The organism is Nocardia sp. NPDC051463 (assembly GCF_040681975.1).
Taxonomy (GTDB): domain Bacteria; phylum Actinomycetota; class Actinomycetes; order Mycobacteriales; family Mycobacteriaceae; genus Nocardia.
The window spans coordinates 254,872-271,798 of the sequence record NZ_JBFBAB010000005.1; the positions used below are offsets into that span (position 1 = coordinate 254,872).

Genomic DNA, 16,927 nt, shown 5'->3' on the forward strand with positions numbered 1-16,927 from the left:
GTGCATTGGACGGTTACCGGCAGTGAGTGTGTCGTCGTCGGGTTTGTTCCGTTTTGGTGACCAGCGTTCTATTGCATTTCGGGCAGGTCATCTTTTTCATTTATACCTCCTTCTTTGTGATCTGTGATCGTTTGATACATCGGTCTGGACTTTCACTTCATTGTGAACCGCCATCGGCTTCGTTGCCGTGGCGATTGCCGAGCATGGGCCCGCGCACAGAGACCGACGAATCAGGAATGGCCGACCTCAGGATGTCTCCTGCGGTTGCATCGACGATGCTCGCGTGGCTCGCCAGGTCCGTCCTCGCGTATTCGATGAGTTGTGCGACTGCTTGACGGCGGCAACTCGGTTGGTTCGTCGGCTGGTATTGGATGTGACCGCGTGCGGAAATCCGTACGTATCCTCCCCGAATTTTTGGTGGAGGTCGCGCATAGTGTCCCAATATTCCCGGGAAATCGAGATCCACTTGCGCTCCAGCTCCGCGGCGCTCAGTGCGGGCCTCTCCCTGTCGACATCGTTCTCTGCGTGTGCGGCACGGTCCACCAACTCCGTCCAGCGGATGAAATCCTGGTGCAGTTCGCACTCCGTTTTGTGGTCCATTACTATCTCCTTGGTACATCAACCTGTCGGGTCTTGTGGCTATCGGCGAGAATTCGATGAGGCTCTGTGGGCCCGTTCGGCTCGCGCACGCCGGATGTTGCTCGACCCCAGCGGTAGCTGGAGGTGTCGTGCGCGTATTTCGTGAACCAGTGCGGCGTAACCTTCGAACGCTTCGCTCAGCTGAAGCCATGTCCGTTGCGGAATTTCGGTGTTCTCGGTGTGCATCAATTCCCAGCCAGCCGATGCGTGGATTCGAGCCATGTTCTGGATCACCTCGCCCAACGAATGTGTGTGCTTGCGTGCACTTTTCGTTCGGGGCACATTTCGCGCCGTCCAGTCATCGATTTCGCCCACTATCCGGTCGATTTCTGCGTGTAATTGCTCGCAACCAAGACCGTCCACCTGCCTCTGGTTGCCATGGTGAAACGGTAATAGTGCAAAATGTAGGACGCGAAGTTGTCGCGCCCACGCGCTCACCGGCGGGGTCTCGTCGGCGCGACCCGAGATCGCCCGCAACAGCTGCGTGGGCTCCGGAAGCTGCACCGCCGCAGCAGTCGAACTTTCGTCACCGCACCGCTCCGGCATCGATCGGAATTCATTCCGAGACATCGCTTGTCACCCAACGGTGAGGTTCATCGGCAGCGCTGTCGCGGCGGCAGGCGGGAATACCGTTCGGGCCGCACGCGCTGGTGTCGATGGCTCGGGCCGGCAGGTGGTTTCCGGGCTGGCCGTTGATGTTGGGGCCCCACCTCGCTCGAAACAGTGCCCGCAGTGCCGCCTCCCGTGTCACGCAGCACGCGCCGATTTGTTCGGGTATTCCTACGATGGTTTCCATCGCGCTCGTCCTTCGATTGTGTGTCGCTTGCCATCAATAATCGACGATGGGTTCGAGCGAATCGATGGCGTAATGCGCCACTCTGGTGCCTTTTCGTGCCAATGGCCGGCGAGATGTCCACTCGGCTCCGTGGTGGAGGGAGCATGGTGTGGCACGTAGGTAGGTATGTCTGCACAGTTCTGGTGAGGCTTACCGATGTGCGAGGGCTTCCCACCCCATAGGCTGGGAAACAACCAACCCACCCCGATAACCGGGAGGATCCGACCTTGCGGCTGGTACTGCTCACGGTGCGGAACGGGAGCCGTCACTTGCGGGTGTTGCCGTTGATCGAGCGCAGACGAGAGCTGGCTCGCCTCATGGGGCATGCCGAGCCATCCGTGTGTGCCGGAGCGGCGTGCGTCACGGGGAAGATGACGCGATCGGGAACGGTCGACGATAACAATCGGCCACGACACCGTCGCGACACTCCACTGGTGCGTGTCTCGAGCTGATGGGGGACTCAGACCACGGCGTGGGAATGTGCTGGGAGAGGCGGTAAGCGATGTACCTGAACACAGGTCTACCGGATGTCGAGCAAGCTAGCGCGCTGGGTCTGGTGGACGACGCGGTGCCCCTGCCGGAGTCCGGGCAGCTGTTCCGAGCGATCGCTGGTCATCCCAGCAGCATGTCACCACTCAGTGAGTGGGCGCGCGAGCTGAGCGACCTGCATGCCGCATTGATACCTTCTCAATGCGGCACGCCGGTACAACCGACAGGCTCCGACTGTGGGCAAATTCGGCATGCGATCGGTCGAGTTGTAGAGGAGATCGATGAGTGGGCAGCGCGCTATTTGCCGCGACCGAAAAGCGCACGTAAGCACACGCACTCCTTGGGCGAGGTGATCGCGCACATCGCCAGAGCCTATGCCGAAGCATGGTGGTTAGTGCTGCGTGCGAGGGATGAGGAAGTTCGGCATGAAGCTTGGTTCCACACAGGCGAGGCTATCGAGGGCTACTCGGAAATGGTAAAAGAAATAAAAGCGCGGAATCTCCGGCTGCCACTGGGTTCTGCCAGAATACAGGCAGGTGAATCGGCCAGCGGGATGAGGTGAACTTTATATACGCGTTCATTCGTTAAGGCGCGATGCTCGATGTCTCTTAGAAATAGCGCCATCGGTACTGCGGTCGCCACCGTTCGACCAGTAGATTCTCAGAAACTCGCAAGTGCACGCATTTCCAGCGAGCGCTACTGGACACTGTATGTCAACGTCACCCGCACTCCAAAGAAGGCCAACGCCTATAAGCTCGATCAACAGAACGCACATCGGAGTATCCGAGGCTGCGTGCGACCTCGTATTTGCTGGCCATCGAGCCGCCCATAGTCTGCAAATGAGCTTTCCGTGCTCGATCGAGTTCGTTTCTCCACGACGTTCCTTCCTCGGAAAGTCGCCGCTGGAGGCTACGGCGGCTGGTGAGTAGGCGCCGAGCCAGATGGTCTACGTTGACCGGGCCTTCGCCGAGCAACCTGAGCAACTCGACATGGAGACGGTCGCGCCAGGTCACGGCCACAGGATGCAGTTTCGCGTCAGCGTCCCGCAACACGACAGCTGCCATCATCGGATCGGCCGAGCGAGACGGGAGGATGAGGTCAGCTGTTCGGAAGGTAATGCGGTTGGTGACAGCGCCGAAATCGACTCGATCAGTTCCGAAAAGCTCACGGAAGCGTGAATATCTGGGCGGAGACTCCTGCTGGAAACGGACGCTCACCGCATTGATCTCATGCCCGGTGACGTGGCGAGCCTTCGTGATCACGACGCCGATCGCGGCTTGTATGGCCAGGTCACGGCCTCGGCCTTCACCGTTGATCAACGAGACGTCTACGGTCAGTTCCTCCTCTGGGCCATCGACGACGGTGACGACATGATTGGTTGTCAAGGCCGTCATGTATTGCTCGGTCACAGCGAATCCTTCAGCAGGCGTGGGCGCCGTCAGAAACAGGTAATCGGTCAATCCGAACTGCCCCGCCACATGCGAGTCGGCCGCGTCCAGCCCAACAGCACTATTCTCGACCATGTGTTCGAGAACTTCCCATAATCGCAGGTAGCGATCGGCGGGTACCATCGAGCTGGCTGCGTCGAGCCTCCATCCCGGCACGTCGGACTGCTCAGCCAGAGACCGCCTATGCGAGTAATCCAACGGTACAGCTCCGAGCACAAACCTGGACATGAGGACGCTGTCGAACGTCTCCATACCCGAATTCTTGTTCGCAATTGTCCCGGCCACAACCCCTGTTGACTTCCGATCTGGAACGGGAACGAGTTTCACCTCGCGCAGGATGATTATGTCGTCGCTAAGGCCAGTGATTTTCTGCTTCTTCGCATCGATCGTGCAGTGCCAGACCGGCAGGCGGGTCAGATCCCTGGCGCGGTCACGCACGAATGTGGCGTCAAGGTGGCATGATCGGACTGTCCGCCACCAGGACCGAGGCGCTCACGCTCGGCTGATCTCACGCTTTGATGAAATCGACGATGTCGGCGTTGAGCTGCGCGGCGTGCGAGATCATGATGCCGTGCCCGGTGGCCGGGTATTCCTTGTAGATATTGCCGGGGACAAGATCCTTGATTACCCGTCCGCACAGGTCGATGGGTGCCGAGGCATCGGCGTCCCCGTGAATGACCAGCGTAGGCAGCGTAATCGCGTGCAACTCGTCCCGGAAATCTGAGTTGTAGATCGTCTGCATGATCTCGTCCGCCGCCAGCAGCGAACAGTCCATGCACTTCTGCGCCATCCACGCGATTCGCGCGGAGGACACCTGGTTGCCCAGATGCGTCGCGAAGAACGCCTGGGCGTTCAGCTCCATCCACAGCGGACGGTCGGCGGCGCGGGCCGCGCCCACCGCGTCGAAGACGGCCTTGGCCACGCCGTTCGGATTGTCGTCGGCCTGTGCGAGGAACGGCATGGTTACCGAGACCAGCGCGATCCGGCTGATCCGGTCGCTGCCGTGCCGCGTCAGGTACCTGATGAGTTCACCGCCCGCCATCGAATGTGCGACCACGGTGACCGCGCGCAGATCGAGATGCTCCAGGAAGGCAGCCAGATCCTCGGCCAGGGTGTCGTAGTCGTACCCGTGCCCGACCCAGTCGGACTTGCCGTGCCCACGCCGGTCGTAGGACAGGCACCGCAAGCCCTGCTTCGACAGCGGCAGCATCTGAAGTTCCCACGAGGTACTGCACAACCACCCACCGGCCATGAACAGCACCGGCTGCCCGGTGCCCCAGTCCTGGTAATGCAGCGTGGTGCCGTCGTGCGATTCGAAGTAGGGCATCGGTTTCTCCAATCATCAGGTACCGCAACATCGTTGCGGCTTCTGATCATGAAGTCGATTACCTCTCGGGTAAGCGCGCTCCCTCAGGGGCGAGCCGCCGCCTGCTCGAGCGGTTGGTGATTCGAATTAGGACGCGTAGCCCATTCCTCACATGGACGAGAACGCCCGTGTAGAGGAGTTTCATGTGCGAAAAACATTGCGACGTAACAATATTGACACAGGTGTCGGCGTTGTTATCGGCTCCGACGTGAGCGTGGTCGCTGATGGCCTGTTCGCAGATCCGCACGTGCAGGAACCGTAATACAGAGGCGAGATGAGATCAGATGCCGCAGTCGAGGATCGGATCGGTCGGCGAGATATCGCCGCCGCGATCGAATCGGTGATCGGTCAGACCCTTCAAGCGACGACGATGGCCGTGGTCTGCACTCACTACCGCAGTACCTAGAACAACCCGTTCGTTCTCGACGAAACCGTGCGGCGCTGCCTCGCCGCCGGACTCAACGTACTCGCTGTCTTGGGTCGTGTTCCGAGCCCCACGAACGAATGGCAGCAGCCCGTGCATGTGCAGTTGGCGCAGCCGCGAGGAATCCATCGATCTCCTCGTCGCTGACACTATGTCCGCCGGGGTCACGCGACCATCGCCCGTGCCCGGTAAACGATCGTCGTCATTGTGTTCCTGCTCTGCGAACACATTGATGCCGGCCATGACAGAAGGTTCGGCAGCGGGGAACGCGCGCACCGCCGAACGCAGTGCCGGCCGATCGGCCGTGGGCGACTGCGGTATCGCCAGCACGTTCCGTGTGCCGCCCCGTCCCCCATATCCGCCCCGCCCCGCAATCCGCCGCGCCCGGCATATTCGCCCCGCTCCGCACAGCCGCCCCGGCCTCCGCTCGCGCCCCGCATCCGGGAGGTCGATCAGAATGGCGACCCAGTGACCAGGAGGGTGTATACCAGGCAACGGTTCATCCAGATGTGGGAGAACAGAATCGGCCGCAGACTGGACCGCACCGAGCTGAAAATTCTCAATCGGGGATGTATCGGCATGAGGAAGCTTCGCCTTCGCCACGGACCTTTTGGTGGCCCGCCGATGCACCTTGCCTTCGGTGACTCGTGCGAACCCCGAAAGTGGCGTTGGGTTCGGGCCGGTGGCAGGACCGGGCGGAAATCCGGGAGGGTGGTAAGGGCGTCGATGTTGAGGCGGCGTAGTAGCGGACGCTGAACCCGCGCGAACATTCCCCGGGCGTACCCGGTTGGTATCGCACATCGCGCTGCGTCCCGAATCTTCGAGCGCGTCGTGTCGGCGAGCACATGCGCCGAAGTTATGGTTCGCGGGAGCTCCACACAGGTGTCGAGGGTTTGACCGGTGAATGGAGGAGTACGCATTGAGTGACGAATCTGTCCCCGACGAATCGAATCGTCGCGGCGGCGCCGAATGTGGGGTCCCTTTCACACGAGCGAGAATCTCGCAGCCCGATAGTCGGCAGCGGATGCCGGAAACCGTTCGTTCGGCCCAGGTGGCCGCCTGGTCTCTCGGTGCCTTCGGGGCCGCACTCACGACTATTGCTTGGCGAGCCGAGAACGTCGAATTGGTGGGCGCCATGGTGTTCGGATATTCCTTCGCCTGGTTGCTTGCCGTCGTTGCGTTCGTCTTCGGCATCTTCGGTCGACCGATCCAGGTGATCGGTGTCGCTCTCGCTGCGGTCGAAGCCTTCGTCTGCCTCGGGCTGGTGGCGATCGGCCCACTGACGGGATTTCTCGGTCTCGGTCTGTCGCTGGCGGTCCTCGTACTGCTCTGCAGGGGTGAATCCACGGCCTGGTTCACCCGGTGCCGTTGATCCCTGCGGCTAGGTCTCCTCGCCCAGATCCCAGTCGACGTGGCCGCTCAGCGCCGAAGGGGGCAGACCGAAGGTGCGGCGGCAGGTGCGGGTGAGCTGGGCGCTGTCGGCGAAGCCCGCGGCGCGGGCGGCAGCGGTCAGGTCGTCGCCGGATCGGACCCGGGTCACCGCGACGTGCAGGCGCAGCCAGAGGATATAGGGACGCATCGGGATTCCCATCTGTTCGGTGAACAGATTGGTCAGCCGGGTCGCCGAAATACCGAGCCTGCGGGCGACATCGGCGCCGCGGACCGGACCGTTGCGAATCAACGTGGGAAGCAACCCGAGCGCTTCGGTCACCGCGGCATGGCGTGCGGCACTGCCGGTGTGGTGCTCGTCGTGCTGGAGATCGCGGACCACATCGGCCACCACGTCGGCCAGTGCCGCCCCCGTCGGATCGACCGGCAGCGAGTGGGCGCTGTCTGCCCAACCGTAGGTGTGTGCCCTGCGGTCGGCAGCCGCGCCCGCGGCTGTCTCGGGATCGAGGTAGATCGCCGTGCCGCGCTCGGCGCCCGCGGCGATCCGGTGCGGCGCGTCGGCCGGCACGATCACGTGGGTGCCCTGATGGCGAATACCGCTGGCGTCCACCACGATCACCGGGGTACAGGTGGCGACGATCTGCACGGTGTGATGGGCATGCAATGCCGTCGGGCCGATCGAACCGCCGAAGGCGAGCACGCCTGCCCGGAGCAACGCGGTACCTTCGGTGCGCGCGTCGCCGGGCGGGCCGACGGCAGCGCTCGCGGATCGAGGTGAGGTCGAGGTAACCAGAGCCTTCATCATCGGATGCTCCCGGCAGACTGCGAATCCCGGTTCGGATCCCCGCCGAGACTATCGCGGGCGCACGGCGGTTGTCAGGGTATCGGCAACCCTATCGAGGAACTCGGTGACCAACGGCCGGACCGCGGGGTGTCAGGGGCGGGTGCGCAACGAGGAAGTCGTCGCTGCGGGTGAACCACCCCTGGACGTCGTCCAGCGGTTCGACCGAACTCAGGTACTCGAAGGCTCGATTCCGCCCGGGTCATCCGGAGTCGGTGAACGTGGATCACGTCACCGCTGACAACAGCGGAACCTGCTACGCCGTTGCCGCGCACGCGATCGGGCTTCCATGTCGGTGAGTTGCTCGAAGGAAACGTCCGCGGCCTCGGCGTGCCACCGGACCGCGACACTCTTGTCGGTGATCTGCTATCCGCACGGAATCCCTTGGCGCGCGCCCAGGGTGAACTACTGGCGGTGGAGTTCCACGGCGAGTGAGAGCAATTCGGCCATGTGATCACCGTCGGTGCGGGCGAGCCGCATGGCCTCGGGGATCGGGAATGCGCGCACCTCGGTGATGTTCTCGGCATCATCGGGATTGCTGGGCGCGGATTCCAGGACGACGTCGGCAGCGCACCACAACCATGCCTTGTGCGGGTGCGGCTGCCAATCGCGATAGGGCGCGGGCTGATCGGAGGTCGCGTAGTGGGCGCCGAGCCACCGGACCGAGCCCACCGGCCGGGCGCCCGCCTCCTCGCGCAGTTCGCGCCGCATGCACTCGTCGATGCTCTCACCCGCCTCTCGGGTGCCGCCCGGGACGAGCCACACGTCGCGGTCGTCGCGGCACAGCACGATGTCGTTGCCGATGAAGCAGACGACGTGGATGTTTGTCACGAGGTCATCCGGCGGCGGGTCGGTCGAGAACTGGACGTCCAGGCCGCCCCACTCCCAGCGAGTGGGGGTGTGTAGCAAGGGATACCGATCGGCGAGTGTCACACCGTCGACGGTAGCTATTCCGTGCCGGTTTTGCCGATCTGCATATGAATGTGGTTGAAATGCGCCTCGCGGCCGTTCTTGGCGGGCAATGGGTGCGACGCCGGGTGGTCCGGGTGCATGATGAAGCTGCTGTCGCCGATCGCGGTGGTGACGCCTGCGGGGTCCGCCCCGTCGGAGGTGTCCTGCCATTCGGTGGCGATGAAGCCGTAGACGCTGCGGAAGAAATCGGCGATGAACATATTGCCGTCGGGGTCGTCGCCGAGCGGCTGTGCGTCGACCTCGTCGAGGCGGTAGTGCACGTTGCCGCCTGTGCCGGGGGGCCAGCTACCGCCAGGAGTTGCGGAGGTGGCGACGGTGCCCCAGTGCTTCGTCACGGTGATCGTGCGCATCACGCCGCCGACCGGCATCGTCACCCCGGCGAAGTCGCAGGCCCGGCCTTGACCGTGGCAGTCGGTGCGCGGTGAGCCGTCGGCGTTGAATCCACCGCCGTCGAGCCCGAAATGGACCATGTCGGTCACGCCGAAATTGTTGGAGAGGAAATGGCAGAATCGTACTATTGCCAGTGCATTTCGCGGATCGAGCCGGTCCGGTGCATTGGGCGTGTTGTTATGGTTGCCGTTTCGGATTATGACACCGGCGACATTCCCTGGCATCAAGTTTCCAGTGCCCGGATCATGGCCCTCGAAACTGACCATGCTCGGCGACGCCATGCCCTCGAACAAGATCACGCCGTCGGTGGCGAGGCTTTCGAGTTCGGCGAAAGCATCATCTTTACTCATTGCGCGTGCCGGATCCGACATGACGCTCCTCCAGTGCCGGTGGAATTGATACGTCGACGCGGGATCGGTGACGCAGGGTAAGAATCCGGCGCAGTCCCGCGGCGGGCACGAGTAGCCGCGTACTCGTATTCCGGTCCGCCCGCTACCCGGTAGGTAGGCGGCACTTCCTCGTCGCGCGGGTATTTCGAGGTGTGGTTATGTCATCCGCCGATGATGTGTGCGCGGCGATGGCCGCCGTTCGGTCTAGATCCGGCGACCACATGACAGGCTTTCGGTGAAAGCCTTGTGCCGTCAGGTTCGGTGCGAGAACATGTGTGCCTGACGATATGGCCGCTGGAGGTGGTCGAATGAACGGGGGCGGCGCAGCACACCTGCTGACGGCAAGAATTGTCATGGACCTTACGGCGGATTTCTATACCGACGTGGGCCGTCTCACGCGGCAATTACGCGCGGAACTGTTCGAACTCGGCATCGATTCGGTGGCGCTGGTTCGCGACGGTCCGGCGCCGGACGCGGCGAAGTCGGCCGACGCTGTCACGGTGGGCGCATTGGTTATCGCATTGAGCGCGTCCTGTGGAGTTTTCACCACGGTGATCGAGACACTGCGTGACTGGCTCGACCGGCAGGCCGCGGCCCGCAAGATATCGGTCACGATCGGCGGTGACACCATCGAGTTGGAGCGTGCGACGGCCGAGCAGCGTGGCGCGCTGATCGAAGCATTTCTGGTGCAACACAACGCAGAAGGGCGACGGCGGTGACACGGCGAATCGGCTCGATCATCGCAACTATGATTCTGACGATCCCGGCCTGCGCGGGTTGATCGCGCCTGCGAACGGCGCGAACAACACCGGTCGAGTAGTCCGTTTCAGCGGCTGACCGCACCGGTCAGCGTTCGCGAGTGAGGGCGCGGTAACTGGTATTCCACAGCCACTCCACCGGCCCACGCTCGAAGCGGCGCAGCCAGAGGTGCGCGAAGGCGACGATGGTCAGCGCGACCAGCAGATAGATGCCGACTGTGAACGGGATGCGAGCACCAGGCGACACCCGGGCGGCCAGGCCGAAACCCCAGCCGTAGCACAGGATCGACGCCACCAGGTTCTGCAGGATGTAGCAGCTCAGCGCGGTGCGGCCGACGTCGGTGAGGCGTCGGCCGAGGAATCCGACACGCGGGTGGCGCAACGAGAACTCGGCCACCAGTGCCAAGATGCCGAACGAGACGAACGGTGCTGTGCCGTATCGGGTGATCAGCAGCATGTTCCCCCCGCCGAGTACACCGACGATCAGATCGAGAGGAGCCGCCACCGCGAACCCGGCGATCATGAGCCGATTGCGGATTCGTGCGCCTTCGGGTCGGAAGACTCCGGCCCGGAACAGCCGGACGCCGGCCAGGAACAGTGCGATCGACATGGGAAACACGAAGATCGCCTCGAGCCGGAACATGCCCGCGTGCTCCAGCCGGAACAGGACCAGATCCAAGAACGATCCGTCGGCATAGGGATTCGGGTCGAGTGCTGAACTCGGCCCCGATTCCGGGCGGGAATCGAACGCCATGCCGACCGCGATCACCGTCAACATCGTGACGTGGATGCCCGCCGCGATGATCAGCCAACGATGTTGCCCGCGTTCGCTTGTCGCGAGGATGAAGGCGACGACCAGTCCGGTGAGCGCGTACCCCATCAGCACGTCGAACTCGGCGATGAACAAGAAATTCAGCAGTCCGTCGAGGAAGAGCAGCCCGGCCCGTAACGGATAGCTGCCCGGCCAGCGGCGGCCTGCTCGCGCGGCCGAACCCTGCTGGATGGCAAGTCCGATGCCGAACATGATGGTGAGCAGCCCGAGGAACTTACCTTGCGCCACCTGCTGCATGAGGCGCTCGGCCCACATCCAGCCGGTCGCGTCGGTGTGTAGCTCGTCGAGGTAGCCGACGAGGCCCTCGGCGTCGGTGAGAATCCAGATGTTCGTGCCGAGCGTGCCGAGGATGGCGATGCCGCGCAGCACATCCAGCGCGACGACTCGCGAGGGTGCGTCGGGAGTCGGTGCCGCCGTGTTCGGCTCGTCCGCTGTGCGGTGCCGCCCCGCGGTACCCGAGTGGGGGTCGGCAATCGATTCGGTCATGCTCCGAATATCGCGTTCATCGGGTCCGGGCGGGTCCTCCGTAAGTACCACCCACGGTATGAGATCGAGGTCCGCCGGATGGTCGATGCCATCGACCGAGCGCGGATGGCGACGGCGGACTTTCGCAGCCCGGGGATATCAGGGCGCAGCCGCATTCGTCCAAGTGCGGGACTGTCGACGGCCTGCGCCGACTGCACACTAGGCTCGTCGCTATGCAGCGCATCATCGGCATCGAGGTCGAATACGGCATCTCCACTCCCACCGAGCCGTCCGCCAACCCGATCCTCACCTCCACCCAGGCGGTACTCGCCTATGCGGCGGCGGAGGGCGTGCCGCGCGCGAAGCGAACTCGATGGGATTACGAGGTGGAGTCGCCGCTACGCGATGCGCGCGGCTTCGACTTGAGTCGGATGAACGGGCCCGCGCCGGTGATCGACGCCGACGAGGTCGGCGCGGCGAATATGATCCTCACCAACGGTGCCCGACTGTATGTTGACCATGCGCACCCCGAATACTCCGCACCCGAGGTCGTCGACCCTATGGACGCGGTGATCTGGGACAAGGCAGGCGAACGGGTGATGGAGGCCGCGGCGCGGCATGCATCGAGCGTGCCGGGCGCACCGCGGCTGCAGTTGTACAAGAACAATGTCGACGGCAAGGGTGCCTCCTACGGCACCCACGAGAACTACTTGATGAGCCGCGAAACCCCGTTCAATCAGATCATCGTCGGCCTGACCCCGTTCTTCGTGTCGCGCCAGGTGATCACGGGTTCCGGTCGGGTCGGCATCGGCCAGTCCGGTGACCACGCCGGTTTCCAGCTGTCCCAGCGTGCCGACTACATCGAGGTCGAGGTCGGCTTGGAGACCACGCTCAAGCGCGGCATCATCAACACCCGCGACGAGCCGCACGCCGACGCCGACAAGTACCGCAGGTTGCACGTCATCATCGGTGACGCCAACCTGGCCGAAATGTCCACCTACCTCAAGGTCGGCACCACCGCGTTGGTGCTCGACCTGATAGAGGCGGGCGAGGACCTGTCGGATCTGCAGCTGGCCCGCCCCGTCACCGCGGTGCACCAGATCTCGCACGACCCCACCCTGCGTGCCACAGTGGCGCTCACCGACGGCCGTGAGCTCACCGGCTTGGCCTTGCAGCGCATCTACCTGGACCGGGTGGAGAAGTACGTGGCGCGCAGCGCTAACGACGATCCTCGGGTTCACGACATCATCGAGAACTGGGCGATGGTGCTAGACCTGCTCGAACGCGATCCGATGGAATGCGCCGACCTGCTCGACTGGCCCGCCAAGCTGCGTCTACTCGAGGGGATGCGCAAGCGTGAGGGCCTGAGCTGGGCCGCACCCAAACTGCACCTGATGGACCTGCAGTACTCCGATGTGCGGCTGGACAAGGGGCTCTACAACCGCCTGGTGGCACGCGGATCGATGAAACGTCTTGTCACCGAGCAACAGATTCTGGATGCGATGACCAAGCCGCCCACCGACACCCGCGCCTACTTCCGCGGTGAGTGCCTGCGTCGCTTCGGCGCCGATATCGCTGCCGCGAGCTGGGATTCGGTGATCTTCGATCTCGGCGGGGATTCGCTGGTGCGCATCCCGACGCTAGAGCCGCGCCGCGGGACAAAGGCGCACGTCGGCAAGCTGCTCGACGGCGTCAACACCGCCGCCGAGCTCGTCGAACAGTTGACCACCTGAGTGAGATCCGGTGTCGACTCGGCCGCACATCGGCTCAGAATACGACACCGTGTCGGTGTCGCTGGGTAGTGTTGAAGGACGAGCACGGACATTGCTCATGATCAGGGCCGTGCTCGGACCATGAGCCCTGGTCATGATGAGGACAGAGGAGGTCGGCTGCCATGGCACAAGAGCAGACCAAGCGCGCCGGGGGCGGCGACGAGGATGAGGGTCCGGAGGGCGTAGACGCCGCCGGACAAGAGCGCCGCGAGAAGCTGGCGGAGGAGACCGACGACCTGCTCGACGAGATCGATGATGTGCTCGAGGAGAACGCGGAAGACTTCGTTCGTGCGTACGTGCAGAAGGGTGGCCAGTGACAGCAGGTGACCCGTTGCGTCTCCACCCGGGACACGCGCTCTCGTCATTCACCGAACATCTCCGCATGCACGCACCGGAACTGTTGCCCGGCAACAGATTCGCCGCGATAGAGGGTGCCACCGGAAGTTCCGGTGGCACCACCGCGAAGGACCTGGCTCCGCACGGGACCACCATTGTCGCGGTCTCCTATCGCGGTGGCGTGCTGATTGCCGGTGACCGGCGGGCCACCATGGGAAACCTGTTGGCCAGCAGGGACATGGAGAAGGTGTACATCACCGACACCTACTCGGCGGCGGGCATCGCGGGCACCGCGGGTATGGCCATCGAGATGGTGCGGCTTTTCGCGGTGGAGCTCGAGTACTACGAGAAGATCGAAGGCGTCTCGCTGACCTTCGACGGTAAGGCCAACAAGCTCTCGAAGATGGTGCGGGACAACCTGCCCGCGGCACTTCAGGGTCTTGCGGTGGTCCCGGTGCTCGTCGGCTACGACGAATACGCCACCGATCCGGACAAAGCGGGTCGGATCGTCTCCTACGACGTGGTCGGCGGCCGCAGCGAGGAACGTTTCGGCTACACCGCTGTCGGTTCCGGTTCGAATTTCGCCAAGTCGTCGCTGAAGAAGCTGTACGCCAAGGGAATCGACGAGGGCCGCGCACTGCGCATCGCCGTCGAGTCGCTCTTCGACGCGGCCGACGACGACACCGCCACCGGCGGTCCCGACATCGTGCGCGGCATCTATCCGACGGCGATCGTCGTCAACGAGGAGGGCGCCGATCTGGTGCCGGAGGAGCGGTTGGCGGAGATCGCGCGCGGGATCGTTGCCGACCGCGAGGCCGCGGAAGAAGGGAGTGCGCAAGCATGACACTGCCGTATTACGCGTCGGCCGAACAGATCATGCGCGACAAGACCGAACTTGCGCGCAAGGGCATCGGTCGTGGTCGCAGTGTCATCGTGTTGGTGTACGACAAGGGTGTGCTGTTCGTCGCCGAGAACCCGTCGGCGACGCTGCACAAGGTGAGCGAGTTGTACGACCGCGTCGGGTTTGCCGCGGTGGGCAAGTACAACGAGTTCGAGGCGCTGCGCCGCGGCGGCATCCTGCAGGCCGACCTGAAGGGTTATCAGTACGACCGGCGCGATGTCACCGGTCGCGGCCTCGCCAACGCGTACGCGCAGACTCTCGGCACGATCTTCACTGACCAGCTCAAGCCGTACGAGGTGGAGATCTGTGTGGCCGAGGTGGGGTATCCGGAGCAGACGCCGACCTCGGTGCTCTACCGGATCACCTTCGACGGTTCGATCGTGGACGAGCGCGAATATGTGGTGATGGGTGGTACGACCGAGCCCATCCTCACCGCGTTGAAGGCGTCCTATCAGTCCGGTCTGGACCTGTCCTCGGCCGTCGGCGTGGCCGTCAAGGCACTGACGGCGGGGGTTCCCGAGGGCGCGGACAAAGAGAAGCGCGTACTCGGGGTGAGCTCGCTCGAGGTCGCCACCCTGGAGCAGGCCCGGCCGCGGCGGGCGTTCCGCCGGGTTTCGGACACCGCCCTGGAAGGGCTGCTGGCCGGCAGCAAATCGGGCAGCAAGAGCAAGGCCGCCGCAGCGACCGCCGCGGCGGAAGCGGAGGACGCTCCGAAGTCGGAGTGACCGTCGCCGAATCCGGTCATCGAGGCCCCCGGTATTCCGTCCCACGGAATACCGGGGGCTTTGTTCGTAGCCGGTACTTTTCCATCGAATGTTGCGTCGACGTGCGAAATCGTTGTGAAGACGTATGCATCCGGGTTGTCCGCACCCCCACGCGAGTACCTGACATGGCTGTAATGTCGATGGTGTGCAGCGACGAATCATGGGGATCGAGACCGAATTCGGTGTGACGTGCACCTTCCACGGACACCGCCGGCTCAGCCCCGACGAGGTAGCCCGGTATTTGTTCCGCCGGGTAGTTTCCTGGGGCCGTAGCTCGAACGTGTTCCTCCGCAACGGTGCTCGGCTCTACCTCGATGTCGGGTCGCATCCGGAGTACGCCACGGCCGAGTGCGACAACTTGGCGCAGCTGGTCACCCACGACAGGGCAGGCGAGCGGGTGCTGGAGGAGCTGTTGATCGACGCCGAGCAGCGCCTCGCGGAGGAGGGCATCGGCGGTGATATCTACCTGTTCAAGAACAACACCGATTCGGCGGGCAACTCCTACGGTTGCCACGAGAACTTCCTCGTGGTCCGGGCTGGTGAATTCTCCAGGATCTCCGACGTGCTGCTGCCGTTCCTGGTCACCCGCCAGCTGATCTGCGGGGCGGGCAAGATCCTGCAGACGCCGAAGGCGGCCACGTTCTGCCTGTCGCAGCGTGCCGAGCACATCTGGGAGGGTGTGTCCTCGGCGACCACACGGTCGCGACCGATCATCAACACCCGCGACGAGCCGCACGCGGACGCGGAGAAGTACCGCCGTCTGCACGTGATCGTCGGCGACTCGAACATGTCCGAGACCACCACCATGCTCAAGGTCGGCACAGCCTCGCTGGTGCTGGAAATGATCGAGGCAGGGGTCTCGTTCCGCGACTTCGCCCTGGACAACCCGATCCGCGCCATCCGTGAGGTCAGCCACGACCTGACCGGCAAGCGCCCGGTGCGGCTGGCGGGCGGCAGGCAGGCCACCGCCCTGGAGATTCAGCGCGAGTACTACGCACGCGCCGTCGAGCACCTGCGCAACCGCGATCGCGATCCCCACGTCGACCAAGTCGTCGACCTGTGGGGGCGGACCCTGGACGCGGTCGAGGCGCAGGACTTCGCGAAGGTCGACACCGAGGTCGACTGGGTGATCAAGCGCAAGCTGTTCCAGCGCTATCAGGACCGCTACAGCATGGAGCTGTCGGATCCGAAGATCGCCCAGCTGGATCTGGCTTATCACGACATCAAGCGCGGCCGCGGTGTCTTCGACCTACTGCAGCGCAAGGGCCTGGCTAAGCGGGTCACCGAGGACGAGGCCGTGGACGCCGCGGTAGACACCCCACCGCAGACCACCCGGGCGAAGCTGCGCGGCGACTTCATCACCGCCGCGCAGGAGGCGGGTCGCGACTTCACCGTCGACTGGGTGCACTTGAAGCTGAACGACCAGGCGCAGCGCACCGTGCTGTGCAAGGACCCGTTCCGCTCGGTCGACGAGCGTGTCGATCGGCTCATCGCCTCGATGTAGCGAGCAGCCGGAGCGGGGCCCGGGTTCCTCGGAACCCGAGCCCCGCTCGCTGTCCACGAAAACTCTTGTGGCCGAAGCGAACAGCGGTGGCTAGGACTCGGTCAGGTACCGCTCGACCTTCTCGACTTTCGTGGTCATCGCGTCGGTGACGCCGGGCCGGATGTCGGCTTTGAGCACCAGGCTGCACCGCGGCGCGACCGCGAGGATGGCGTCGGTGGCCTGCCTCACGACATCCATCACCTCGTCCCATTCGCCCTCGATGGAGGTGAACATGGCGTCGGTGCGGTTCGGCAGTCCGCTGGCCCGTACCACCCGGACCGCCTCGGCCACGGCACGGCCGACATCGACGCCGGTGCCGAGCGGAGTCACGGAGAAAGCGACGATCATCCGACAAGTGTGACACGTCCGTAGCG

At 63.9% G+C, this 16,927-nt stretch carries 18 protein-coding genes; 10 read left to right on the forward strand and 8 right to left on the reverse strand.

The genetic code is table 11. From position 1 onward, the window contains the following. Positions 1-1,976: 1,976 nt before the first annotated feature. Positions 1,977-2,525 (forward strand): hypothetical protein, encoded by a 549-nt coding sequence (locus AB0M74_RS10995; RefSeq protein ID WP_364904666.1) that lies wholly within the window; start codon positions 1,977-1,979, stop codon positions 2,523-2,525. Positions 2,526-2,682: 157 nt separating this feature from the next. On the opposite strand, the gene AB0M74_RS11000 is transcribed toward AB0M74_RS10995, so the two are convergent. Beyond that, complete coding sequence (locus AB0M74_RS11000; RefSeq protein ID WP_364904669.1) at positions 2,683-3,849, reverse strand: AraC family transcriptional regulator ligand-binding domain-containing protein; 1,167 nt, start codon at positions 3,847-3,849, stop codon at positions 2,683-2,685. Positions 3,850-3,919: 70 nt separating this feature from the next. Next, a complete protein-coding gene (locus AB0M74_RS11005; protein ID WP_364904671.1) occupies positions 3,920-4,738 on the reverse strand; it encodes an alpha/beta hydrolase in 819 nt (272 codons plus the stop codon). 151 nt (positions 4,739-4,889) lie between these two features. On the opposite strand from AB0M74_RS11005, the gene AB0M74_RS11010 reads away from it, so the two are divergent. Next, the gene (locus tag AB0M74_RS11010; protein ID WP_364904674.1) at positions 4,890-5,039 is read left to right on the forward strand and encodes a hypothetical protein; all 150 of its coding nucleotides are present in this window, start codon (positions 4,890-4,892) and stop codon (positions 5,037-5,039) included. Between the two features lie 18 nt (positions 5,040-5,057). Here the strand turns inward: AB0M74_RS11010 and AB0M74_RS11015 are convergent, their stop codons facing one another. Beyond that, positions 5,058-5,444 (reverse strand): hypothetical protein, encoded by a 387-nt coding sequence (locus AB0M74_RS11015; RefSeq protein ID WP_364904677.1) that lies wholly within the window; start codon positions 5,442-5,444, stop codon positions 5,058-5,060. A gap of 781 nt (positions 5,445-6,225) precedes the next feature. Between AB0M74_RS11015 and AB0M74_RS11020 the strand changes: the two genes are divergently transcribed. Beyond that, positions 6,226-6,573, forward strand: coding sequence for a hypothetical protein (locus AB0M74_RS11020; protein ID WP_364904679.1), 348 nt, complete (start codon positions 6,226-6,228; stop codon positions 6,571-6,573). 9 nt (positions 6,574-6,582) lie between these two features. Here the strand turns inward: AB0M74_RS11020 and AB0M74_RS11025 are convergent, their stop codons facing one another. After that, positions 6,583-7,395: an AraC family transcriptional regulator gene (locus tag AB0M74_RS11025; RefSeq protein ID WP_364904682.1), complete on the reverse strand. Its 813-nt coding sequence runs from the start codon at positions 7,393-7,395 to the stop codon at positions 6,583-6,585. A gap of 300 nt (positions 7,396-7,695) precedes the next feature. Here AB0M74_RS11025 and AB0M74_RS11030 point away from each other — a divergent pair, with 300 nt between their 5' ends. Further along, positions 7,696-7,866 (forward strand): hypothetical protein, encoded by a 171-nt coding sequence (locus AB0M74_RS11030; protein WP_364904685.1) that lies wholly within the window; start codon positions 7,696-7,698, stop codon positions 7,864-7,866. On the opposite strand, the gene AB0M74_RS11035 is transcribed toward AB0M74_RS11030, so the two are convergent. Together AB0M74_RS11035 and AB0M74_RS11040 are read right to left on the reverse strand one after the other, a co-directional pair. Then, on the reverse strand, positions 7,837-8,364 hold the full coding sequence (locus tag AB0M74_RS11035; protein WP_364904688.1) for an NUDIX domain-containing protein: 528 nt from the start codon (positions 8,362-8,364) through the stop codon (positions 7,837-7,839). The genes AB0M74_RS11030 and AB0M74_RS11035 overlap by 30 nt on opposite strands. Positions 8,365-8,378: 14 nt before the next feature. Beyond that, positions 8,379-9,164: a hypothetical protein gene (locus tag AB0M74_RS11040; RefSeq protein WP_364904691.1), complete on the reverse strand. Its 786-nt coding sequence runs from the start codon at positions 9,162-9,164 to the stop codon at positions 8,379-8,381. A gap of 326 nt (positions 9,165-9,490) precedes the next feature. Here AB0M74_RS11040 and AB0M74_RS11045 point away from each other — a divergent pair, with 326 nt between their 5' ends. Next, on the forward strand, positions 9,491-9,901 hold the full coding sequence (locus AB0M74_RS11045) for a hypothetical protein (protein WP_364904694.1): 411 nt from the start codon (positions 9,491-9,493) through the stop codon (positions 9,899-9,901). Positions 9,902-10,028: 127 nt separating this feature from the next. Here AB0M74_RS11045 and AB0M74_RS11050 read toward each other — a convergent pair whose 3' ends face one another. After that, positions 10,029-11,258 carry a DUF418 domain-containing protein gene (locus AB0M74_RS11050; RefSeq protein WP_364904697.1) on the reverse strand — a complete coding sequence of 410 codons (1,230 nt, stop codon included), beginning with the start codon at positions 11,256-11,258 and terminating at the stop codon, positions 10,029-10,031. A 212-nt stretch (positions 11,259-11,470) separates the two neighbouring features. On the opposite strand from AB0M74_RS11050, the gene dop reads away from it, so the two are divergent. From dop to pafA, 5 genes are all read left to right on the forward strand, one after another. Then, a complete protein-coding gene (dop, locus tag AB0M74_RS11055; RefSeq protein ID WP_364904700.1) occupies positions 11,471-12,970 on the forward strand; it encodes a depupylase/deamidase Dop in 1,500 nt (499 codons plus the stop codon). Between the two features lie 161 nt (positions 12,971-13,131). Continuing rightward, positions 13,132-13,326, forward strand: coding sequence for a ubiquitin-like protein Pup (locus AB0M74_RS11060; protein ID WP_019047503.1), 195 nt, complete (start codon positions 13,132-13,134; stop codon positions 13,324-13,326). A 65-nt stretch (positions 13,327-13,391) separates the two neighbouring features. Beyond that, complete coding sequence (gene prcB, locus AB0M74_RS11065; protein WP_364904704.1) at positions 13,392-14,189, forward strand: proteasome subunit beta; 798 nt, start codon at positions 13,392-13,394, stop codon at positions 14,187-14,189. Then, a complete protein-coding gene (gene prcA / locus AB0M74_RS11070; RefSeq protein ID WP_364904707.1) occupies positions 14,186-14,971 on the forward strand; it encodes a proteasome subunit alpha in 786 nt (261 codons plus the stop codon). The genes prcB and prcA overlap by 4 nt, the downstream gene beginning before the upstream one ends. A gap of 184 nt (positions 14,972-15,155) precedes the next feature. After that, positions 15,156-16,514: a Pup--protein ligase gene (gene pafA / locus AB0M74_RS11075; RefSeq protein WP_364904710.1), complete on the forward strand. Its 1,359-nt coding sequence runs from the start codon at positions 15,156-15,158 to the stop codon at positions 16,512-16,514. Positions 16,515-16,604: 90 nt separating this feature from the next. Here pafA and AB0M74_RS11080 read toward each other — a convergent pair whose 3' ends face one another. Continuing rightward, positions 16,605-16,901: an MTH1187 family thiamine-binding protein gene (locus tag AB0M74_RS11080; protein ID WP_364904713.1), complete on the reverse strand. Its 297-nt coding sequence runs from the start codon at positions 16,899-16,901 to the stop codon at positions 16,605-16,607. Between the last annotated feature and the right edge of the window lie 26 nt (positions 16,902-16,927).